The following is a 21,395-nucleotide window of genomic DNA, read 5'->3' as shown; positions in this document are numbered from 1 at the left end:
TTGAATTTTGGACGGCTTATTACGGCGATGGCTACTCCGTTTGAAGATGATGGAGAGCAAATTGATAGGCATCGTCTCTCTATTTTAATCGAACATCTGCTTTCATCAGGAACTACCACGATTATTGTCGCTGGAACAACAGGTGAATCTCCCACGCTGAGTCACCAGGAAAAGCTTACTCTTCTTGAATGGACGATGGAAATCGTAAACCATCGTGTGCCGGTGATGTTAGGTGCAGGTACGAATGATACCAAATCAAGCGTAGCATTAGCGCGAGAAGCTGAATCCATGGGTGCAGATGGTGTACTGCTTGTTGCACCGTATTACAATCGCCCTAATCAGGAAGGGTTGTATGCGCATTTTGCAACAATTGCTGATGCTATCCAGATTCCCATCATGCTCTATAATGTACCAACCCGGACTTCAAGCAATATTGAACCTGATACTGTTTTGAAATTAGCACAAATACCTCACGTATTTGCCCTAAAAGAAGCAACATCCGATATGTCGCAAATTTTAAGGATTGCTGCTGATAAACCAGACGATTTCTACCTATACTCCGGTGATGACAAATTGACACTGCCTATTCTGTCTGTTGGCGGATATGGGGTTGTCAGTGTAGCTTCTCATTTGGTTGGTCGAGAAATGACTCAAATGATAGAAGCATATGTAGCAGGAAACATACAAGAAGCTGCAAGATGGTCGGGTATGCTATTGTCGCTGTTTGAAGCATTATTTATGAGTACAAGTCCAGGGCCATTGAAATGGTCTCTGGAGGCTATAGGCGTCCCGGTAGGTTCAACGCGTTTGCCAGTAACAATGCCGCCTGCCCAGGTGTGCGAACGATTAAGAAAAGAACTGCTAAGGCTTGATTACCTTCAAAGTATCTAATATTGAATTGTTTCACTGCTTCACGAGAAACACTAGTGATGTTTAGCAATCGTTCAGTTAAAAAACCAGCGTCCATGGATGGAGACTGCAGAGTTTCCACCATCGTATGCTGGTTTTTTTATCTTTAGTTTTCAAGAGGCGAGTTGTATCCCCACAAAGAGCAGGGTATAATAGAAGTACAGTGACTGGTGCGGCTTTGCAGTTCAAAGAACCTATCTTCGTTCCGTGGGCGGATTCTGCAGATTGCGGAATGGGAATGAGTTCGGAGAAATGAGACTGTACGGCAATCGTATAACAAAGCTGTTCGTCTACGGTATGATGATGGGATTTTTTGGTTTTTTTCATGATTTATGGTAAATTTAATGTCGCACATTTAAGTTACGTCTATTTAATTTTGTATTTTTGAAATATTCATATATATTCCGGAGGTGTTTTTGTGCCAAAAAGTAAATCGAGATTAGCGATTGTTCCGCTCGGCGGAGTCGGAGAAATCGGAAAGAACATGACCTTGTATTGGTATGGCAATGACATGATTGTAGTAGACGCAGGATTAAAATTTCCAGAGGAAGAAATGCTCGGAGTAGATATTGTCATTCCTGATATTACTTTTCTGGTTGAAAATAAAGAAAAGGTTCGTGGGATTTTTGTAACGCATGGACATGAAGATCATATCGGTGGATTGCCCTATATTCTTAAAACGCTCAACGTTCCTGTTTATGGTACACGATTGACCCTTGGCTTAATTGAAAACAAATTAAAAGAACACAATTTGCTGGATACCGTCAAAATGCATACCATTGGGGACAACCAACAAATTCAGGCAGGCGTATTTTCAGTAGAGTATTTTTATGTTAACCATTCGATACCCGATACAGTTGGTTTTGCAATTCATACACCAGAGGGTTTGGTAGTGCATACAGGTGACTTTAAATTCGATCAAACTCCAGTGGACGGACGTCAGGCTGATTTGCAAAAATTAGCTGGTTATGGAAGTCAGGGAGTTTTGGCATTGGTTGCTGACAGTACAAATGCTGAGCGTCCAGGTTTTACTCCCTCAGAGAAATCGGTGGGCAAAACAATTGATCATTTGGTTGCTCAAGCGCCAGGACGTATCATTTTGTCCACTTTCGCTTCCAACATTCATCGGGTACAGCAGGTTATTACGGCAGCAGAGCGATACGGGAGAAAAGTCGCTATTGTAGGTCGCAGTATGGTTAATAATATTCAAACTTCCATTCAACTGGGCTATTTGAATGTTCTGCCAAGCACATTAATCGACGTCGATGAGATTGGCAGGATGGATCCAGACAAGGTGTTAATTCTTTCTACTGGGAGTCAAGGGGAACCGATGTCAGCATTGACTCGGATGGCTCGTTCTGCGCATCGAAAAGTAGAAATCATGCCGGGAGATACGGTGATTTTGGCTTCGCATCCGATTCCCGGTAACGAAAAATTTATTTCTCGTACAATAGATCAATTATTTAAAGCGGGGGCAAACGTTATTTATCAAGGCGTTCACGTTTCCGGTCACGGTAGCCAAGAAGAATTAAAATTGATGATTAATCTGACACGTCCTAAATATTTTTTGCCAGTGCATGGTGAATTTCGTATGCAGCGCACGCACGCTAATTTAGCTATTGATTTGGGTGTCGATCCGGACAATATCTTTATCACCGAGTTGGGTGATGTGGTCGAATTCGAGGGAGATAGGGCACGTTTTGGCGGCAAGGTACCTGCAGGTACGGTCATGATTGATGGTCTTGGTGTTGGTGATGTGGGGAATATTGTGCTGCGTGATAGAAAGTTGCTTTCTCAAGACGGTATTCTGGTTGTGGTTGTGACTCTTTCAAAAACTTCCGGTACGATACTCTCTGGTCCGGATATTATTTCGCGTGGATTTGTTTATGTTCGCGAATCAGAAGCGTTATTGGATGAGGCAACCAAATTGGTTGAATCGACACTCGTTCGTATGGTTTCAGATAATATCAGCGAGTGGTCTTCTTTAAAAACAGCTGTTCGAGATACACTGGGTAGATATCTATATGAGCAAACGCGCCGTCGTCCCATGATTTTGCCTATTATCATGGAAGCGTGAGTGTTACAACATAAAGCATTGAAATCATTGTCGGGCTGTCCACTCTGCCTATGCTTCCCTGAAGCCACAAGGTCAAACCTTTAACAGAAGGGGCGAGCAGTCGAGGGCAGCCCTTCTTATGTTTTTTTAGAGAACTCCATTAATCGTTCTTGAGTAATCTGAATGGCTAAAGCGTCATCCAGATAACCGATAGGAAACATAAAATCTGGAATTGCATCTGTCGCGAGTACAAAATAGAGCAACCCACTTCCTAAAATCATTTTTTCTTTTTCAGAAATTTCCCCGTGAATATAACGCTCATACATACTATCCAATTCATCGATAAACGGTCCTGTTCCAAAAATTTGCTGTCTCTTTTCTGGGAATTTTTCTTCAATCAGTAATTTTCCTTCACTGGTCTTGGCGTATCCATCGTATTTCAATAGTTCATCCATAATGGATTGCCTGTTCAAGGTAACGGATGAATATCCAGTATAGTCAATTATATCCTTAAAATAACTATGAAGTGATAAGTGATCGTTTTTATCGACGTGATCGGCTACTTTTAATCCTGCTGCTTGATAAAGCAGAGTTGGATGGACGGATAAATGCTCAGCAATTTTCTCCAAATATTCCGGATTAATTCGTTGTTTACCGAGCAACATCTTTGAAATCGTTGCAACGTGAATTCCAGTAAGAGCAGCCAACTGACGCATGGACATGGAATGTTGCCGCAGCAGAGACTTAACAGTTTGCTCTAAGTTTGCGGCCGTTTTTTCCACCACTTTACTACCTCCACATCATGAATTTTTACTAATCCATACGGATTTATTTCGTGTTTCGATTTCCTCTACAACATCGGCACATTTGCAACAGCCTCTGTATAGAATATGTCGTCACCGGTTGAAGTAGTGTAGATATTTGAGAAATTTGTCACTCAAACCTTCTGCTAGCTCCGCTTGATTGGCCCTACAGGGAATGGAGGTTTTCCAATGGACAGCAATATCATTCCGAATGATTTGGAAACGTCGCAAAGCAATTTGGAACGATCACGGTTTCGAGAAATGATGGCGCAACGTAAACATGGTTGGCAAAGATATATCTGGATATTTTGGGCATTGCTTGGCCCGGGATTGTTGGCAGCTTTGGCAGACAATGACGCAGGCGGGGTGATTTCCTATGCGGCAACAGGTGTGCAATTCGGAATTGGATTGTTTATACCTTTGGTTCTTTGTCTGGCATTTCTAACTTTTACAGTTCAAGAAATGAGCATGCGCCTTGGAGCGGTTACTCAAGAAGGATTCTCAAGGTTAGCGCTACGGAGATATGGTAAGTTTTGGGGTTTTTATCATATCACTACTCTCGCATTCGAGAATTTGCTGACTTTGGTTACTGAATTTATTGGGATGACAGCAGGATTGACATTGCTAGGGTTGCCGCTTTGGTTAAGTGATCTGATCTGTTTCGTTTTTATTGTCTCATTTGCCATCTTCACAGGATATTTTACAAAAGAACGCATTGCGTTGTTGGTTGGTGCACTAAACGTTGTTTTTCTAGTAGTAGCGGGTATGACTCATCCCAACCTGGCATCGATTGGCCACGCCTTTGTAGCCTGGAATGTACCCACCAGTCTTCGTGGGGGTGTGATTTGGTTTGTGATTGCCACGGTGGGTAATGCCATAGCCCCCTGGATGATTTTCTTCCAAGGTAGTGGAACGATTGATAAGGGCGTCAGTTCACGAGAACTGATTCTAGGACGGATTGATACAGCATTTGGTTGTTTGGTTCAGGTCATTGTAGCTGCTGGCATTATTATTGTTGGAGCTTCCTTGTTTGGGCATATGTCCAATGTAAGCAGTGCAGGTCCAGCACAAATCATTGACGCGTTGCACCACAGTTATGGAAGATGGGTAGCTATTCTCTTTGGAATTGGTTTATTTGATGCTGGTTTTTTGGCATCAATCACAGTATCCCTATCCTCTTCATGGAGTATCTCAGAATTGTTCGGATGGTCAAAAAGCCTGAATGATACGTTGCGTCAAGCACCAAAATTTTATGCCGTTTACATTGGCAGTTTGCTGTTTGCCGCTTTAGCCATTCTGGTACCGCATCTGCCACTCGACTTTCTATCCATTCTTGCACAGGTTGTTGGCGGCATTTTGATGACTCCGTTATTAATCTTTCTCGTCGTAATGACAAGTGACAAACGTCTCATGGGTCAGTATCGTACAAAAATATTTGGTCGTGTGTGGGGATGGTTAATGGTCACGCTGCTTTGTGGATTAACCTTGGCAACTTTCTGGCAAACATTTTTCTAGGTGGGAGCTATCGAGAAAGGGAGTATGCTTTGGCGATAAAAGCCAGATACTATGGCTGGTTGAAAATGGGCCCGCTCTGCAGCGCAAACCATCATTAGGCCCGGGATAATGAGGGTGATTCCAACATGAGTCTGGCTGATCATCGCCAAAGTTCCAAAAATAATATCCCGCAATCCAATCCCCAGGAAGAGCAAGCAAGTCATCCAATTGGTATGACAGAGCAGAGTATTGAGAAATTTGGTGAAACAGACGTTCCGCTCTCAGATAGTGATATTCATTGTCTTACTATTATTGGTCAGATTGAGGGACATATGGTTCTGCCACCCCAAAACAAGACGACCAAATACGAACATATCATTCCACAATTGGTCGCTGCTGAACAGAGCAAGGACATTAAAGGATTACTGTTGATTTTGAATACTGTTGGTGGAGATGTTGAAGCTGGGTTAGCCATTGCCGAAATGGTTGCAAGCATGAGCAAACCAACAGTTTCTCTTGTTTTGGGCGGCGGACATTCGATCGGTGTTCCGATTGCTGTATCCTGTGATTATACGTTTATTGCTGAAACAGCTACAATGACGATTCACCCTATCCGTTTGACAGGCATGGTCATTGGCGTGCCCCAATCATTTGAATATTTAGAGAAGATGCAAGAGCGTGTCATTCGTTTTGTTGTACAGCATTCGCATATCAGTGAATCTGTCTTTCGTAAGCTTATGCTGAATACAGGTGAATTGGCGCGTGATATTGGAACGACAGTTGTAGGACGAGATGCGGTAGCTTATGGCTTGGTTGATGAAATTGGTGGGCTTGGACAAGCTATTCGTAAACTTCGTGAATTGATGCAACAAAATGCTTCTGTTTGGAATCCAACGATTGCAACAGATGGAGTGATGCAACAATGATTTTGTGGACCGTCGCAGACTGTGAAGAGATCATGTACAACATGTTGGAAAGTTACAGCGTTCGATTACAGAAAGTCGAGTATCAAGGAATTCAGCTGTTGGTTGAGCCGCTAGAGAATGGGTTAGCTCGTGTTGAGAGAATTTTATCCATGCGTCCAAAGGATTTTTTGCGTTCTGATTTATCGCCAGGAATGCATATTCCACTGCATACTTGCACCATCTAAGTTATCTGTAAATCATTGAATTGTCTCCCTTGTTTGCAGGAATCTCCACCTTGTTTCGAGAAATTTACAAGGCATGCGGATAGTAGTTATCCACATGCAGGAGGTTCTGCATGGGAAAAAGAGTTCAGCGTCGAGAAGTTTTAAAATATGAAACCATCGGCCTAGCCATGTTGACAGGCTCTGCTCTTGCACTTGGCAAATTAGGTTTGGTTGGACGGTATGTTGATGTCGCTTTTATTTATTTGGCAGGTTCATGGAGTTTTTTACTCCCTATTTTTATAGGCTACGCTGCCCTGTTTATGATGGTCAAACGTACTTCGTTTGTTTGGAACCATCGTCACATCGGCCTATTAATTCTGTTTCTGACATGGTTAACAGGAATGGAATTTTTCTTCTTTCAAAGTTATGCCGCCTCTCTTCCACCAGACAGTACGGTCCCGCTCTATTCGGCCACACTGCATGCACTTCAGTCTTTGCGCGTTTATGTTTTGACAGGCAGTCTTGATGGAACGACAGTTCCAGCTGCAGGTGGTGGTTTAATTGGCTATGCTTGTTTTTCTGTCTTGCACTACCTGTTTTCCACACTGGGTACGCTTTTGATTTTAGGTATTGCTGTTTTGCTGGGAGCTGCATTGACTACAGAGAAATCATTGGTTAAAGGAGTTCAAAGAGGTACCCGATGGATGGAAAAACGTCTGGATAATCTCTGGAAAGGCAGTCGTCAATTTGCTAATGTTCTGCTCGAAAAAGATACAGATACTGAACCAGCCACTCTCGAAACACCACCTTCAAATGAGAAAAAGAGTCGCCGTAGACCTCAGCTCATCATTGATGGAGAAATTTTTGAAGCGGGTTCAACGGATAAAAATTCAGAAGCTGGATTTGAAAAGAATGCTGGTTCTGAGGAAAAACATTCTATACAAAGACCCATTGTTCGTGATTTTGCTGCACAAGTGCGTGAGAAAGCTGTTGAAGCAGCAGAATCTAAAGCATCAGATGGACTAATATCGCCGTTACCACCTGCTCATTTGCAAAAATCTCAAAGAAGTGCATCTCAAGGAGGTGCGTCCGCAGGTTTATCTGGACGCACTCCAGTAGTTGAAGAAGAATTTCCTTATACGGTCGGTGTTCCAGTGCATGATGAGAATTACCGTCTACCTCCGCTTCATCTCTTTACATTACCGCAATCTCCAAAATCGGGATTCAATCAACAAAGTGCACATGAAAATGCGCGTAAATTAGAAGCTACCTTGGAGAGTTTTGGTGTACATGCTAAAGTTCTGGAAATCAGTCGAGGACCTACTGTAACCCGTTATGAGTTGCAGCCTGCTGCAGGTGTAAAAGTCTCAAAGATAGTAGGTTTGACTGATGACATTGCGCTTGCATTAGCGGCATCAGGTATTCGTATGGAAGCTCCTGTTCCGGGTAAATCTGTCATTGGCATTGAAATTCCTAATCAGGAGATTGCAGTTGTAACGTTACGCGAAGTGCTTGAATCAGAAGAATTTCAAAAGCATGAGTCAAAGTTGGCGATTGCGCTCGGCCGCGATATAGCTGGCAATGCTATCATTGGCAATCTTCAAAAGATGCCACATTTATTGGTAGCAGGTGCTACCGGATCGGGAAAAAGCGTATGTATCAACGGCATGATTGCCTCTTTACTCGTACGCGCTAAACCGCATGAAGTGAAGTTTATGATGATTGACCCCAAAATGGTTGAGCTGAATGGCTACAATGGTATCCCGCATCTTTTAGCACCTGTAGTAACCGATCCGCGTAAGGCAGCCTTCGCTCTAAAGAAAGTTGTGCAGGAGATGGAGAACCGCTATAAATTATTTGCCGATCGCGGTGCAAGAGATATTGAGCGCTACAACCAGTTGTTACAGGAAGAAGGGCTCGATGCTCTTCCTTATATTGTTGTCATTGTTGATGAGTTGGCTGATTTAATGATGGTGGCTCCAGGGGATGTCGAAGATGCAATTTGTCGTATTGCGCAAATGGCGCGTGCTGCAGGCATTCATTTGATTGTTGCCACACAAAGACCATCTGTAGATGTTATAACGGGAGTCATTAAGGCTAATATACCTAGCCGTATTGCTTTTGCAGTTTCTTCTATGGCAGATTCTCGTACGATTTTGGACAGCGGTGGAGCTGAAAAATTGCTTGGACGTGGTGATATGCTCTATTGGCCAGTAGGAGCGCCTAAATCAACTCGCGTTCAGGGAGCTTTTGTGTCTGAAGGAGAAATTGAACGCTTGGTGGAATACGTCAAAGAACAGCAAAATGCTGTGTATACGGTTGATTTACAAATTCCTGAAGAATCGGAAGAAGCCGTTACGGATGCTCCTTTAGATCCGCTATTTGTAGATGCGATGGATCTCGTTGTGGATAATGGTCATGCCTCTGTTTCCATGATACAGAGGCGATTTCGAGTTGGTTATTCAAGAGCGGCTCGGATTGTCGATCAAATGGAGCAACAAGGCTTTGTCGGTCGATTTGAAGGAAGTAAACCGCGCGATTTACTCATTAGCAAACTGCAGTGGGAAGAAATGAAAAATTCCAATTTCTTGCGTTCGGTTCATAAGTCGGAGAATCCATAAGTTTAAAAGCAGTCATGCTTGTCCGTCACTATACATAATCTTAATTCAGGAGGCGTTCCATACCTGGATCCTTCTGATAGGTTGATGAATGAGGACGGAGGCGATCTCCTTTTGAACAGCTTTCGTAAATGGCTTTCGTTTTTTATTGTTTTGAGTATCTTGGGATGCGGTTGGATATGGGCAAAGAATACGAGATCTATCGGTAAACTTTCTGTAGGGCAATCGCCGTCTCAAACCCAATCTGCAAATGAGTCATTATTTTCTGTTGCCGATCCTCCGCAAGGAGTGCGCGCAAAATTGGCAGAAGCGCTTTCTCCTGTCCCGTATCTAACCGATCTTGTCATTCAATCAGCCAATCATCAGCAACTGGATGTTTCGGCAGAAATATCAACTCCTCCCACGTTGGATAATGTCTCCTCACAACAACTGGGTAATTGGGCTATGACTTATTTTCAAGCCGTCTATCAATCTGGATTACCAGTTGGACAGGCGGAACTTGACGTCATGGTCAATGGTCAATTGGTAGCCACAGCTGGTATGGGAAAAATAGAATATGAAGCGTTGGCGGCTGTAACTGCTGGCCAAGAGGGTAGTAATTGGCAGGCGATGTTGCATGATATAGAGGAGGATCCTTCAAATTTGCAAAGTGGGACAACAGAACTTTGGTACCAGGCACGTTCCTTAGGATAAGCAAGGGTAGGATAGTATTCCATGTCAGTTGGATGATGCATGAATAGTTCTGATAAGAAAATAGAATCTTGAGAATGGAAACCAGCATTGGCGTGTCCCTTAGCAATGCTGGCTTTCTTTCATCCTGTAGATTAACGTCGAGAGGAGCGACCAATCAGATAGATGTGTGTAAAGCCAATTTTACGGCGACGTATTTCTCTCATTAGACTGCGGACAAGTGGTTCATGCCCAGTACGCATGAGAACTTCTAGAATAGTTTGGGTTGTAAAAGGTTCAGACAGGGAGTCGCGTACCTCGAGGTGTTCGTCCAATACTTGCAACCATCGATCATCATATCGGTCACCGCGTTTTTCTCGATAGGCGCGTTCATACAAGTCGCGTACACGAATATCCATGTTTAATTGTTGAAGATAAAAATCTAACTGATAGAGAGCTTTGGCGACAGACAAGTGGTCTCCGCCACTATAATTCATCACACAGATTCATCCTTTCCTACTCTCATTATCACGAACAGCATAAAGAAAGGCAAGATAAAGACGAGAAATAAATTTACTGCAAATCATGTTAAACTGATGGGTGATCATGATTTTAGTGTTGTCAATCCAGAATTGGACTGACAAGGGAAAAATGGAGTGCTACAATTAACCAATGAAACATTTAAAAAGCATTTTTCATTCTCGAGTGCGAAAAAGTTTATTCTTCACTTTTATAGCAGTATGTTCGGGACTGGCTGTCGGCTGTGGAGCTCCAGATATTAGCCATATGAAACCGAGTGTCAGTAAAAAAGCTGCGGAAATCTTTATTACATCTTCAACTCAAGGATGGACTACGGCTCAAGCAGTTTATGAAGCGGAAAAATCTAATCTTGATGTATGGGTCCAGTCTGTCAAAGTTCATCAGTTGATAGGGCAAATTCAACAGTTTCATAAAAAAGCTCCGCAAGGTTTGGCAGTCGTCGTTGGACAATGGGGAAATGCGGATGTAGGGTCGAGTCAAGGACCGTTGGCCTTAGTTCCTCTCAGCGCCTCGACAGGTCATGGGAAGAGGTTGACAGTGAAGGAGTCAGAAGTAGATGCTGCTTATGTAGTGGGGTATTTGGCCGGGCTCAATAGCCGCTTTCTAGCGATGCCACAAATTGGCCTTTTAGCAGGAATTAGCTCTCAACCTTCTGCCGCAGCAATGGCTGCTGCTTTGGCGGGTGTGTATCAAGCTAATCCTAAATGTTCCATTATTTTACAAAATATTCCATCCGTCCAACGCAGTACACACCAATCTGTGTATTTTCCATCCCAGACCAGTTTGCCGGCGCCACAACTTGTACTTGCGGCAGGAACCTTGTCTTCGGCTGCGCAATCCTGGCTATTGCAAAGCCATTCACTCGTCTACCATCTGTCTGCTGCGCCACTTTCTGCCTCAAACGATGTAGCTGCGTTTGGCTTCCCAGGGCCTTCAATTTTGCCGGAATTGCTTCAGCGATATGAGCAAAATGACTTGCCCACTTCAGGTGTCCTATCAGTAGTCACGCCGCACCTAGTCATTCTTCAGGACAAAATGTTGCCAGTTAGCCTTATTCAAGCGGCTCATCAATTAATCGGGCAAATTATAGATGGCAAATTGAATCCTTCTGTCGCATGGTCAAAATTGCCCGGAAATTTGCAAGCAGCTTGGAATCCTTTCATTCAAAGTGGTTCCTAGAGGACTGCAAAATTTAGGGTTGGGTTGCTTATGTACGCACTGCTCGCCGTTTCTTTTTGCTATATGTCATTGAAGTTTGGTAAAGGGAGGGGATAGCGTGGATTTGCCGACAGACGCAAGTCAAGCAAAATTTGAATTGTATTTTCAATATCACATTCTTAAAAATCGTCCAGGATTGTTGGGAGATGTAGCTTCGCTTCTGGGGATGCTGGGGTTTAATATTGTCCAGTTAGCAGCAGTTTCTGAATCACGCCGTGGATTTTTGATTTTAACAGATAAGGAAGAGAGTATTGAAGCACTCAAGACCATGCTTTCCTCTATTGAAGATGCTGAATTAGATGCCTTACGTCCCCCTTCTTTGCGCGATCGGTTAGCGTTAAGACATGGTCGTTTTATAGAACGCAGTGATGCTGAGACTCGTACGTATCGATTTGTGCGAGACGAACTCGGTGTGTTGGTTGACTTTTTAGGTGAATTGTTAAAACGTCCGGGCAGGCAGATTGTAGGACTGCGCGGTCAACCGCGAGTAGGTAAAACGGAATCGATAGTGGCTGCAAGTGTATATGCCAATAAACGTTGGTTTTTTGTTTCATCGACGTTGCTTAAACAAACTATCTTACGCAATTTGCCGCCAGCCGATTTCCTTAATGATCAATTTGTCTATATCATTGATGGGGCTGTATCCTGTTTTCGCGGCGATGAAGAACATCAGGCCTGCCTGGAGGAGGTACTGCGTTTGGATGCCCCTATCGTGATCGAGCACCCTGATATCTTTGTCCGTCATTCCCGATATAATTGGGATTTGTTTGATTATGTTATAGAATTGCGTCGCGAACCTAGTGAAGAAATTCGTTACGATGAATATGAGCGTCAGGCGGCTGCTTGGAATGAGTAAATTCACCCTCATCTGTCAAGGATGATAACGTCTCTGACTGACGCGGTGTTTAAGCGAAGTGAATAGAAGAGATACATGAAAGGAGAATGTTGTTCATGCATGCTGCTGTTCGGGCGCTGGGCGAAAAATTAAGGCAACAGAGAGAAAGACTAGGGCTCAGCTTGGAAGAGGTGGAGCAGCAAACGAAAATTCGCAAGCACTATTTGCGGGCGATTGAGAATGGTGAATGGGATTTTTTACCTGGCGATGTTTATGCGCGAGGTTTTGTTCGCACGTACGCCGAACTTTTGCAGATGGATGGCATGGCTCTTCTGGCAGAGTTGGATGCTGTGCACAGAGAACAGTCAATCAAAGAAAAAACAAATCTGCAATCCACAGAAGAACCTTCAGAATCTCGGACTTTTTCTGAGCAAACAGTACTTTCCCGAACGGGTGATGCTTCTGAATCATCATCTCAAAAGAACGACCGTTCCAAAATGGACAGAACTCGTCCGAGCTTGCCAGGTGGAGCGTTGCTTCAGGCGGGGGTCGTAGGAGTAGTGCTGGCCGCTATTGTCGTTGGTATTGTGGTGCTTCATAATGATCAGGCCAATCGTTCGCCTATGAATCATACAACAGCGGATTCAGCGTTAAGCACTTCATTGTCGAATCACAGTAATCAGTCATCTACATCTCATCCATCATCGAGTACGAGTCAAGCTACATATGGGCAAACGACGAATCTTCCCAAGCAGCCAACGGTCTCGATTTTGTCGTCTCCAGTGCAAAATGGGGCTATGACCTATACTGTTTCTGGGCCAAAACCCACGCAGGTAACGATTACGGCAACGGCTGCCAATGGCTGTTGGCTGCAGGCGACTGTGAATGGGGCTATGGTGAATTCTAGTCTTTTACTCAGTCAAGGTGCGAGTCATTCTTGGACAGGTAGTAACATTCTTTTGCGTGTAGGTAATGTTCCGGGTGCGTCACTCAAAATTGACGGTCAATCCGTGGCGCTTCCTTCTGTGCAACAACCGCTGAATATCGATATTGTTCAAAAATCCTGAAGTCAGGACTGTTGAAATCTGAACTCAAGAAGTTGCGGGAGGTTATTTTTGTGGCTAAAGAAGCATCTTTTGATATTGTTTCTAAAATAGAAATGGCTGAAGTGGCTAACGCTGTTCATCAAGCCCAGAAAGAGATTGAAAATCGATTTGATTTTAAAGGAAGTAAAAGCGAGATTCGACTTGAGGAAAATGCTCTTGTCCTGGTCTCGGATGACGAATATAAACTTTCACAGTTGTTGGATGTATTGCAGAGTAAACTTGTCAAGCGTGACGTTCCCTTAAAAGCGTTGAAACCAGGTAAAACAGAGGCAGCATCCGGCGGGACCGTACGCCAGACTTTTCAATTACAACAAGGAATCGATCAGGAGACAGCGAAGTCCATCACGAAGCTGATTCGTGACAGTAAAGTGAAAGTTCAGGCTCAAATTCAAGGAGATCAAGTCCGCGTGACAGGAAAAAGTCGCGACGATTTGCAGGCTGTGATTGCAATGTTGCGGGAGGTTGATTTGCCAGTCGCCCTGCAGTTTACAAATTACCGCTGAGTCAAAACTTATGGTATGATAGTCAATAGAGTGGCAATCGTTCGTATTTTCGGGTTTCTGTTTTCACTCACACAATCGGATTGTTGTGAAAGTTTACGGGTATACCTTGTCCGAATGGGGCGTGTGTGCGATTGAATCTGGCGAACCGGATTACGCTTGCCAGGATTTTTCTTGTGCCGGTCGTCAGTTTTTTACTGCTGATTCACTATCAATTCTGGTCGTTTACCATTAATGGGCGGACTACTACAGGCAGTGAAATGATTGCGGCGCTTGTCTTTATGATTGCTGCTGGAACGGATGGCCTGGACGGATATATTGCACGCAAGCGGAAAATGATTACGAATTTTGGGAAGTTTTTAGATCCGCTTGCTGATAAACTGCTGATTTCAGCCGTACTCATCTCTCTTGTTGAGATGCAGCGTCTGTCTGCTTGGATAGCCATTCTTATTATAAGTCGGGAGTTTGCTGTGACAGGGTTGCGGCTTGTTGCAGCTGCTGACGGCATTGTAATTGCGGCAAGTAAACTGGCTAAGTGGAAAACTGTGACTCAAATTGTTGCAATGATTGCCCTCATGTTGAACAATTTTCCTTTTTCCGTCGTTGGATTTCCGTTTGATGAGGCAATGGTTTACCTGATGGTCATTATGACAGTCGCTTCGGGTGTGGATTATTTTGTTAAAAACAAACAGGTGACACAGATGGCAGGAGATGAATCGCGCTAAGGATGAATGTTTCTATGGCTGCCGCATGCGAGGCGGAACTGATTGCTGTAGGTTCAGAAATATTGTTGGGACAGATTCACAACCGTCATGCTCAATATATCTCTGAAGAATTTGCCAAGCATGGATTGTATGTTTACTATCATACTGCTGTTGGTGATAATTTTGAGCGAATAGTCGAAAGTTTTCGCATCGCCTCTCAGCGTGCGAATGTAGTCATAGTAACAGGCGGATTGGGTCCTACTGTAGATGATCTGACTAAAGAAGCATTGGCGGATTATCTAGGACGTAATCTCATTATGGATGAGAATGCGTTGCGTGAAGTCGAAGCTTATTTTGCGAAGCGTCAGCGGCCCATGCCAGAATCTAATCGCAAGCAGGCGCTCTGTATTGAAGGTGGTCGTCTTTTGGCTAACCCCAATGGGACGGCTCCAGGCCAATATGTAGAGCAGGAAGGGATTCATTATTTTCTCTTGCCAGGCCCCCCTTTGGAAATGCATCCCATGCTTTTGGCTGAAGTCATACCAACTTTGGAGCGGTTATTTGGCAATCAAAAAGTAGTTCGTTCGCGTGTTTTGCATTTTTGCGGTATAGGGGAATCAGATGTCGATGCTCAAGTACGGGATTTGACCGCAACTTCCAATCCTACCGTAGCCCCGCTCGCAGGAGAAGGGGAAATGTTGTTACGCATTACAGCGAGTGCAGCAAATGAGTCGTCGGCGTGGTCCAAAATCGCTCCAGTGGAAGCGGAGATACGCAGGCGACTTGGTGGTTATATTTATGGTGTGGACGAGGAGAATCTGCAAAGTGCTGTAGTCAACAGGTTGCACAATAGCGGATTGACTTTGGCAGTAGCAGAAAGTTGTACAGGTGGACTTGTTCAATCTATGCTTACACAGTTACCTGGGGTTTCCTCAGTCTATCGTGGTGGCGTTGTAGCTTACCATAACGAGATCAAAAATAAAATATTGCATGTTTCTTCACAAGTTTTGCTTCAACATGGAGCTGTTTCCAGAGAAACCGCGATTGCCATGGCGCAAGGTGTTAAAGACGCGCTGGATGCGGATTGGGGGCTTTCTGTAACAGGTATTGCCGGACCGAGTGGCGGTAGCGATGAAAAGCCTGTGGGCACCGTGTACATTGGTGTTGCAGGATTAGATGGCGTATCCGAGGCGTATAGCCTGCATTTGCGAGGATCTCGCGAACAAATTCAGATACGTTCAGCCAAACAGGCGCTGTGGAGGTTATGGCAACATCTTCATTCATAAACTTTGGTCCTTTTGGAAGGCAGCTTGTTCTATACAAACAGGACGTGGAATGTTTGGAGCGAGGTTGGGGAGAATCAGGAAGGTGAGAAAATGAGTTCATTTGCAGCGTTTAATTTAAGTAAGAAAGTTCAGCAAGCAATTGATGAAATGGGATATGAAGAACCATCTCCCATTCAGGCGGCGGCAATTCCAGTGATTCTATCCGGTGTCGATGTGATTGGACAAGCTCAAACAGGAACTGGAAAAACAGCTGCTTTTGGTATTCCTCTCGTAGAAACAGTGAGTGCTGATCATCACGTGCAGGCGTTAGTTCTTACGCCCACTCGTGAATTGGCTATTCAAGTGGCAGGAGAGTTTCGGAAAATCGCTAAATATAAGCGTGTGCGCGCTCTTCCTATTTATGGTGGACAATCGATTGGTCATCAAATTCGTACTATTCAACAAGGCGTTCAAATTATTATCGGAACGCCAGGGCGCGTACTCGATCATATCCGTCGAGGAACGCTTCGTCTCAGTCAAGTGCGGACAGTTGTTCTTGATGAGGCTGATGAAATGCTCGATATGGGATTCATTGAAGATATTGAATCCATTCTTCAAGAAACGCCAGACCAACGTCAGACTTTGCTTTTTTCTGCGACGTTTCCCAACGAGGTACGCCGTTTAGCAGGTCGCTATATGAGTTCACCTGAACATGTGACGGTAAATCGCGGCGAAGTGACCGTTCCGCGTATCGATCAAGTCTATTACAAGGTACTAGAGCGCAATAAGCTGGAAAGCCTTTGTCGAATTATCGATTCTGAAGAAGTTTCACTTGGGATTATTTTCTGTCGGACCAAGCGTGGAGTAGATGAGTTAGTTGAGGCTTTGCTTGCTCGTGGTTACTTGGTAGATGGATTGCATGGAGATTTAAGTCAGGCTCAGCGCGATCGCGTTATGAAACGCTTCCGTACCAATGATATCGAGTTGCTTGTTGCTACCGATGTAGCCGCACGAGGTATCGATGTAGACAATGTGACGCATGTTATCAATTATGATATTCCTCAGGACCCAGAATCCTATGTGCACCGGATCGGGCGTACCGGACGGGCTGGTAAGCAAGGATTGGCTATTACTTTGGTAACGCCTCGCGAGTTTAAGTTGCTCAAGCAAATTGAACGTGAGACCAAATCCAGTATGATATTGCGTGAAGTACCGTCTTTGGCTGATGTGGCAGAACGTCAAGCGGAAATTTGGCGCAATCGTGTCATAGAGGCGATTCAAGATGGAGGACTAGGCCATTATCGAGCTGTTTTAGGTCGAGTCATTGATGATTATGATCCAATTGATATTGCCTGCGCTCTGCTAAAAATTGCTTCTGCAGGTGATTTACAAGCGGAAGAACAGGTGGATTACGATTTTGGGGATACCGGTGCTTCGCCGGGCATGGTTCGCTTTTTTGTCAACATTGGAAGGGCCGCTCGCATGTCTCCGGCTGATTTTGTTCGAGCCATCTCAGATGAAGCTGGTGTGCCAGGACAAGCAGTGGGAAAAATTGATATTTTTGACCGCTTTACATTTATTGAAATTGAGGAAGAGTCTGCTCCGTTTGTTTATGAAGCGCTTAAACAAACGCGCATTAATGGGGCACGAGTCAATATGGAGCCTGCAAAACCCCGTGCGCGGGTGCGTCATTAACCAATTTGAACGTAAAAACTTCCCTCCTTGGGCATGATGAACTAAGTCAGCAATCTGAGTATTTCTCAGATTGCTTTTTTATGCGAACAAATGTTTGCATTCTTTGGTGAGATTGATACAATAGAGTGCAGGAAAGAAATCAGGTTTCACGAATTTTTGAGAGTAGAGATAACGAAATTGAGAATGGAAGGTGCCCGCATGGGAGACAAGCGCGCCGCATTAGATATGGCATTAAAACAAATTGAGAAACAATTTGGCAAAGGGTCAATTATGAAATTGGGAGAAGCGTCTGCTTCAATGAATGTAGAGACAATTCCCACAGGTTCCATTGCATTAGATATCGCACTTGGTGTAGGTGGATTACCGCGTGGAAGAATCATTGAGATTTATGGTCCAGAATCCTCAGGCAAAACGACTGTTGCTTTGCATGCAGTCGCGGAAGTGCAGAAACGTGGTGGACAGGCTGCCTATATTGATGCAGAGCACGCGCTTGACCCCATCTATGCCTCCAAATTAGGAGTCGATATTGACGAAATGCTCATCTCCCAACCGGATACAGGAGAACAGGCATTGGAAATCGCAGAAGCCCTTGTGCGCAGTGGTGCGGTAGATATTGTGGTTGTCGATTCGGTGGCTGCGCTCGTTCCTAAGAACGAATTGGAAGGAGATATGGGAGATTCTCATGTTGGCTTGCAAGCACGCCTGATGTCACAAGCACTTCGAAAATTGGCTGGCGCCATCTCTAAGTCAAAAACCATATGTATTTTTATTAACCAAATTCGGGAAAAAGTTGGCGTCATGTTTGGGAATCCTGAAACCACAACTGGGGGACGCGCACTTAAATTCTACGCTTCTGTAAGACTGGAAATACGACGTGCAGAATCTCTAAAACAGGGAAACGATATTGTAGGTAGTAGAACACGAATTAAAGTGGTTAAAAATAAAGTTGCTCCACCCTTTAAGCAAGTTGATGTGGATATCATGTTTGGTGAAGGCATCTCACGTGAAGGTAGCTTAATTGATTTAGCTACAGAACTGGAAATTATTCAGAAGAGTGGTGCTTGGTATTCCTATGGAGATGAGCGTATTGGTCAAGGTAGGGAAAATGCCAAGCAGTATTTAAAAGAGCATCCAGATGTTGCGGAGTCCATTGAAATGAAAATTAGAGAGCATTTTCAGGTAGGACAAAGTGCCCAGTTATTTCAGTCTGTAACGGATGATGTAGACGGATATGAGGATTGAAGAAAAAGAAAGTATGGTTGTTTCTGTTCGACCGGAGGATTCAGACTTAGTGTCTATTCTTTTGGATGATGGTACAGCATTAACTGTAGCCGTTCATATTGTTTCAGACTACCATCTCTATTCGGGAAAACGTCTGTCTGCCGAAGATAGAGCTAGACTGCAGGAACATGCGGCATTCAGCAAAATCTGGAAGTCTGCTCTGCGCTATTTGCGCTATCAAATGCGTACAGTATTTCAAACACAGCGATATTTGCAAGAAAAAGGGTATCCAGAAGAACAGATACAACAAGTATTAAAAGTTTTGCAAGACCGCAAGTTTTTAGACGATAGACGGTATGCAAGTATGTACGCTGAACAACATCAATCCCAACAAAGTCGCGCTTATATTATGATGAAACTGAAACAGCGAGGCATACAAAGTGGTGTTTTAGACACAGTTTGTTCAGATTGGGATGAAGAAGCAGCAGCTAAGTTGCTTGTGGAAAAATATCTTCGAAAAAAATCGAAAGATCATTCTCAGGATTTAAAAAGAAAACTTATACAATATTTGCAAAGAAAAGGATTTTCTTACGATATTGCCAAGCGTGTCGCTTTTCTTGACAACGATTGGGACGAACCGATAATATAAGGTTGCGTATATTTTACGGCCTCTAGCTCGATTGTGGTTTAGATTCCGCAGCTCAATTGTGGCTGTGTGAATGGAGCAGGGAGGCTTTTTCAGTGAATATAGCTTTATGGATATTGGTTACCATTGTTGCTCTGTTATTGGGTTTCTTCTTAGGATATATTTTGCGTCGAATCATGGCGGAAAATAAAATCGGCAGTGCGGAATCACGAGCGTTGCATATTTTAGAGTCGGCGGAAAGAGATGCCGAAGCCCGTAAAAAAGAGGCTCTGCTGGAAGCTAAAGAAGAAGCGCACCGCATTCGTCAAGAAGCTGAACGAGAATTGAGAGATCGCCGCTCTGAGTTGCAAAAGCTGGAACGAAGAGTTTTGCAAAAAGAAGAGTCGATTGATCGCAAGTTAGAAGCTTTGGAGCAAAAGTCAGAGAGTTTGAAAATTCGTGAGAATGAATTGGAAAATATCCGTTCTCGCATTGAAATGTTGCAAGCGGAACAAATCAGAGAATTGGAACGCATTTCTGGCTTGACCAGAGAGAGTGCCAAAGAGTTAATATTGGCCGATGTAGAACGCGAATCTCGTCATGATGCTGCTGTTTTGATGAAAGAAATAGAACAGGAAGCAAAACGCGAGGCCGATCGACGCGCGAAAGACATAGTCGCTGCTGCAGTCCAGCGTTGTGCGGTCGATCACGCTTCAGAAATTACAGTATCCGTTGTTTCTCTGCCTAATGATGAAATGAAAGGCCGTATTATCGGTCGTGAGGGTCGTAATATTCGCACGTTAGAAACCTTGACTGGTATAGATTTAATTATCGATGATACGCCTGAAGCTGTAATTCTGTCCGGATTTGATCCGGTTCGGCGAGAGATTGCCAAAGTGGCTCTGGAACGTTTGGTGGCTGATGGCCGTATTCATCCAGCGCGCATAGAAGAAATGGTTGAAAAAGCTAGGCGTGACATTGATGAACTCATTCGTGAAGAGGGAGAACAGGCGACTTTTGATACAGGTGTTCATGGTCTGCATCCCGATTTGGTTAAGTTGGTTGGTCGTTTGCGGTTCCGGACGAGCTATGGTCAAAATGTCTTGAAGCATTCCATAGAAGTAGCACATTTGGCTGGTATGATGGCTGCTGAATTGGGACTCGATGTGGCGTTAGCCAAACGCGGAGGACTTTTACACGATGTAGGTAAGGCGGTCACTCACGAAGTAGAGGGTTCGCATGTAGAGATAGGCGTTGATTTAGCTCGTCGTTATAAAGAACATCCCATTGTTATCAATGCGATTGCTGCGCACCATGGTGATGTCGAGTTTATTTCTCCTATTTCTGTTATTGTTGCTGCAGCAGACGCCATTTCCGCAACGCGTCCTGGCGCTCGACGCGAAACATTGGAAATTTACATGAAACGTTTAGAGAAATTAGAGTCTATTGCTGAGTCTTTTGAAGGTGTAGAAAAAAGCTATGCGATACAGGCGGGTCGTGAAATTCGTATCATTGTCAAGCCTGAGCAGATTGATGATGCGGAATCTGTACGCGTAGCCAAGCAAATCTCCAAAAAAATCGAAAACGAATTGGATTATCCGGGTCAAATTAAAGTAACCGTCATTCGAGAGACGAGAGCCGTGGAATACGCAAAATAGAGTGGCCATTACGGCTACTCTATTTTTTGTGCGCCCGGCATGGGCGTTGTCTCTACGGTGAGAGTCCGGAATGGTGAAGGTAGCAGTAGCCATTAGCTTAAGCCAAGGGTGTCCACCGTGAGGTGGAATCTGAAGGAAGGCGGCGGCAAACCTCCGACCCGAGGTTCACGAACTCCAATCGAGGCTAGCGACAGTTGGGTGAGTCTGCAAAACAAGACAAAGCCCTTGCTACCGAAGGCTGTCGAGAGTAAATGGAGCGGGTAGATGGAGGGAAAGACAACGTTCTTACCCGGGGAGGTCTGTCCGGCACGCCAGCGATGCTGGTAAGCGTTTCTGAAAGGAAACGTTGA

At 44.2% G+C, this 21,395-nt stretch carries 20 protein-coding genes; 17 read left to right on the top strand and 3 right to left on the bottom strand.

Going from position 1 to position 21,395, the window contains the following annotated elements:
• The gene (gene dapA / locus BUA75_RS07965) at positions 1 to 891 is read left to right on the top strand and encodes a 4-hydroxy-tetrahydrodipicolinate synthase (RefSeq protein ID WP_072874077.1); all 891 of its coding nucleotides are present in this window, start codon (positions 1 to 3) and stop codon (positions 889 to 891) included.
• Positions 892 to 948: 57 nt separating this feature from the next.
• Here dapA and BUA75_RS16095 read toward each other — a convergent pair whose 3' ends face one another.
• Positions 949 to 1,236, bottom strand: a complete 288-nt coding sequence (locus tag BUA75_RS16095; protein ID WP_129583565.1) for a hypothetical protein — start codon at positions 1,234 to 1,236, stop codon at positions 949 to 951.
• Between the two features lie 91 nt (positions 1,237 to 1,327).
• Between BUA75_RS16095 and BUA75_RS07960 the strand changes: the two genes are divergently transcribed.
• Positions 1,328 to 2,986 (top strand): ribonuclease J, encoded by a 1,659-nt coding sequence (locus BUA75_RS07960; protein ID WP_072874076.1) that lies wholly within the window; start codon positions 1,328 to 1,330, stop codon positions 2,984 to 2,986.
• A 116-nt stretch (positions 2,987 to 3,102) separates the two neighbouring features.
• Here BUA75_RS07960 and BUA75_RS07955 read toward each other — a convergent pair whose 3' ends face one another.
• A complete protein-coding gene (locus BUA75_RS07955; protein WP_072874075.1) occupies positions 3,103 to 3,750 on the bottom strand; it encodes a helix-turn-helix domain-containing protein in 648 nt (215 codons plus the stop codon).
• Positions 3,751 to 3,957: 207 nt separating this feature from the next.
• On the opposite strand from BUA75_RS07955, the gene BUA75_RS07950 reads away from it, so the two are divergent.
• The 5 genes from BUA75_RS07950 (at position 3,958) to BUA75_RS07930 (ending at position 9,702) form a co-directional block, all read left to right on the top strand.
• The gene (locus tag BUA75_RS07950) at positions 3,958 to 5,283 is read left to right on the top strand and encodes an NRAMP family divalent metal transporter (protein ID WP_072874074.1); all 1,326 of its coding nucleotides are present in this window, start codon (positions 3,958 to 3,960) and stop codon (positions 5,281 to 5,283) included.
• A gap of 125 nt (positions 5,284 to 5,408) precedes the next feature.
• The gene (locus BUA75_RS07945; RefSeq protein WP_083574197.1) at positions 5,409 to 6,188 is read left to right on the top strand and encodes a ClpP family protease; all 780 of its coding nucleotides are present in this window, start codon (positions 5,409 to 5,411) and stop codon (positions 6,186 to 6,188) included.
• Positions 6,185 to 6,412: a YlzJ-like family protein gene (locus BUA75_RS07940; RefSeq protein WP_072874073.1), complete on the top strand. Its 228-nt coding sequence runs from the start codon at positions 6,185 to 6,187 to the stop codon at positions 6,410 to 6,412. The genes BUA75_RS07945 and BUA75_RS07940 overlap by 4 nt, the downstream gene beginning before the upstream one ends.
• Before the next feature lie 110 nt (positions 6,413 to 6,522).
• Positions 6,523 to 9,012: an FtsK/SpoIIIE family DNA translocase gene (locus BUA75_RS07935; protein WP_072874072.1), complete on the top strand. Its 2,490-nt coding sequence runs from the start codon at positions 6,523 to 6,525 to the stop codon at positions 9,010 to 9,012.
• 111 nt (positions 9,013 to 9,123) lie between these two features.
• Complete coding sequence (locus BUA75_RS07930) at positions 9,124 to 9,702, top strand: hypothetical protein (protein WP_129583564.1); 579 nt, start codon at positions 9,124 to 9,126, stop codon at positions 9,700 to 9,702.
• Positions 9,703 to 9,833: 131 nt separating this feature from the next.
• Here BUA75_RS07930 and BUA75_RS07925 read toward each other — a convergent pair whose 3' ends face one another.
• A complete protein-coding gene (locus tag BUA75_RS07925) occupies positions 9,834 to 10,175 on the bottom strand; it encodes a hypothetical protein (RefSeq protein WP_072874152.1) in 342 nt (113 codons plus the stop codon).
• A 208-nt stretch (positions 10,176 to 10,383) separates the two neighbouring features.
• Between BUA75_RS07925 and BUA75_RS07920 the strand changes: the two genes are divergently transcribed.
• The 10 genes from BUA75_RS07920 (at position 10,384) to rny (ending at position 21,045) form a co-directional block, all read left to right on the top strand.
• Positions 10,384 to 11,397, top strand: coding sequence for a hypothetical protein (locus BUA75_RS07920; protein ID WP_207549731.1), 1,014 nt, complete (start codon positions 10,384 to 10,386; stop codon positions 11,395 to 11,397).
• A 97-nt stretch (positions 11,398 to 11,494) separates the two neighbouring features.
• The gene (locus BUA75_RS07915) at positions 11,495 to 12,292 is read left to right on the top strand and encodes a DUF3388 domain-containing protein (RefSeq protein WP_242650274.1); all 798 of its coding nucleotides are present in this window, start codon (positions 11,495 to 11,497) and stop codon (positions 12,290 to 12,292) included.
• A gap of 95 nt (positions 12,293 to 12,387) precedes the next feature.
• A complete protein-coding gene (locus BUA75_RS07910; RefSeq protein ID WP_072874069.1) occupies positions 12,388 to 13,338 on the top strand; it encodes a helix-turn-helix domain-containing protein in 951 nt (316 codons plus the stop codon).
• A 50-nt stretch (positions 13,339 to 13,388) separates the two neighbouring features.
• Complete coding sequence (locus BUA75_RS07905) at positions 13,389 to 13,880, top strand: YajQ family cyclic di-GMP-binding protein (protein WP_072874068.1); 492 nt, start codon at positions 13,389 to 13,391, stop codon at positions 13,878 to 13,880.
• 131 nt (positions 13,881 to 14,011) lie between these two features.
• On the top strand, positions 14,012 to 14,602 hold the full coding sequence (gene pgsA, locus BUA75_RS07900) for a CDP-diacylglycerol--glycerol-3-phosphate 3-phosphatidyltransferase (protein WP_072874150.1): 591 nt from the start codon (positions 14,012 to 14,014) through the stop codon (positions 14,600 to 14,602).
• A 2-nt stretch (positions 14,603 to 14,604) separates the two neighbouring features.
• Complete coding sequence (locus BUA75_RS07895) at positions 14,605 to 15,867, top strand: competence/damage-inducible protein A (protein WP_072874067.1); 1,263 nt, start codon at positions 14,605 to 14,607, stop codon at positions 15,865 to 15,867.
• A gap of 90 nt (positions 15,868 to 15,957) precedes the next feature.
• Positions 15,958 to 17,541, top strand: coding sequence for a DEAD/DEAH box helicase (locus BUA75_RS07890; RefSeq protein WP_072874149.1), 1,584 nt, complete (start codon positions 15,958 to 15,960; stop codon positions 17,539 to 17,541).
• Positions 17,542 to 17,739: 198 nt separating this feature from the next.
• Positions 17,740 to 18,783, top strand: coding sequence for a recombinase RecA (gene recA, locus BUA75_RS07885; protein ID WP_072874066.1), 1,044 nt, complete (start codon positions 17,740 to 17,742; stop codon positions 18,781 to 18,783).
• On the top strand, positions 18,773 to 19,411 hold the full coding sequence (locus BUA75_RS07880; RefSeq protein WP_072874065.1) for a regulatory protein RecX: 639 nt from the start codon (positions 18,773 to 18,775) through the stop codon (positions 19,409 to 19,411). The genes recA and BUA75_RS07880 overlap by 11 nt, the downstream gene beginning before the upstream one ends.
• 92 nt (positions 19,412 to 19,503) lie before the next feature.
• Positions 19,504 to 21,045: a ribonuclease Y gene (gene rny / locus BUA75_RS07875; protein WP_072874064.1), complete on the top strand. Its 1,542-nt coding sequence runs from the start codon at positions 19,504 to 19,506 to the stop codon at positions 21,043 to 21,045.
• The last annotated feature ends 350 nt before the right edge of the window (positions 21,046 to 21,395 follow it).

Source organism: Alicyclobacillus tolerans, assembly GCF_900142255.1.
Taxonomy (GTDB): Bacteria; Bacillota; Bacilli; order Alicyclobacillales; family Alicyclobacillaceae; genus Alicyclobacillus_I; species Alicyclobacillus_I tolerans.
This window is presented reverse-complemented; position numbering and strand designations above follow the sequence as displayed.

What these genes read in the sequence shown, in the direction of transcription:
- BUA75_RS16095 (WP_129583565.1), bottom strand. Translation starts at nt 1,236, where the DNA reads ATGAAAAAAACCAAAAAATCCCATCATCATACCGTAGACGAACAGCTT.
- BUA75_RS07950 (WP_072874074.1), top strand. Translation starts at nt 3,958, where the DNA reads ATGGACAGCAATATCATTCCGAATGATTTGGAAACGTCGCAAAGCAAT.
- BUA75_RS07945 (WP_083574197.1), top strand. Translation starts at nt 5,409, where the DNA reads ATGAGTCTGGCTGATCATCGCCAAAGTTCCAAAAATAATATCCCGCAA.
- BUA75_RS07940 (WP_072874073.1), top strand. Translation starts at nt 6,185, where the DNA reads ATGATTTTGTGGACCGTCGCAGACTGTGAAGAGATCATGTACAACATG.
- BUA75_RS07935 (WP_072874072.1), top strand. Translation starts at nt 6,523, where the DNA reads ATGGGAAAAAGAGTTCAGCGTCGAGAAGTTTTAAAATATGAAACCATC.
- BUA75_RS07925 (WP_072874152.1), bottom strand. Translation starts at nt 10,175, where the DNA reads ATGAATTATAGTGGCGGAGACCACTTGTCTGTCGCCAAAGCTCTCTAT.
- BUA75_RS07910 (WP_072874069.1), top strand. Translation starts at nt 12,388, where the DNA reads ATGCATGCTGCTGTTCGGGCGCTGGGCGAAAAATTAAGGCAACAGAGA.
- BUA75_RS07895 (WP_072874067.1), top strand. Translation starts at nt 14,605, where the DNA reads ATGAATGTTTCTATGGCTGCCGCATGCGAGGCGGAACTGATTGCTGTA.
- BUA75_RS07890 (WP_072874149.1), top strand. Translation starts at nt 15,958, where the DNA reads ATGAGTTCATTTGCAGCGTTTAATTTAAGTAAGAAAGTTCAGCAAGCA.
- recA (WP_072874066.1), top strand. Translation starts at nt 17,740, where the DNA reads ATGGGAGACAAGCGCGCCGCATTAGATATGGCATTAAAACAAATTGAG.
- BUA75_RS07880 (WP_072874065.1), top strand. Translation starts at nt 18,773, where the DNA reads ATGAGGATTGAAGAAAAAGAAAGTATGGTTGTTTCTGTTCGACCGGAG.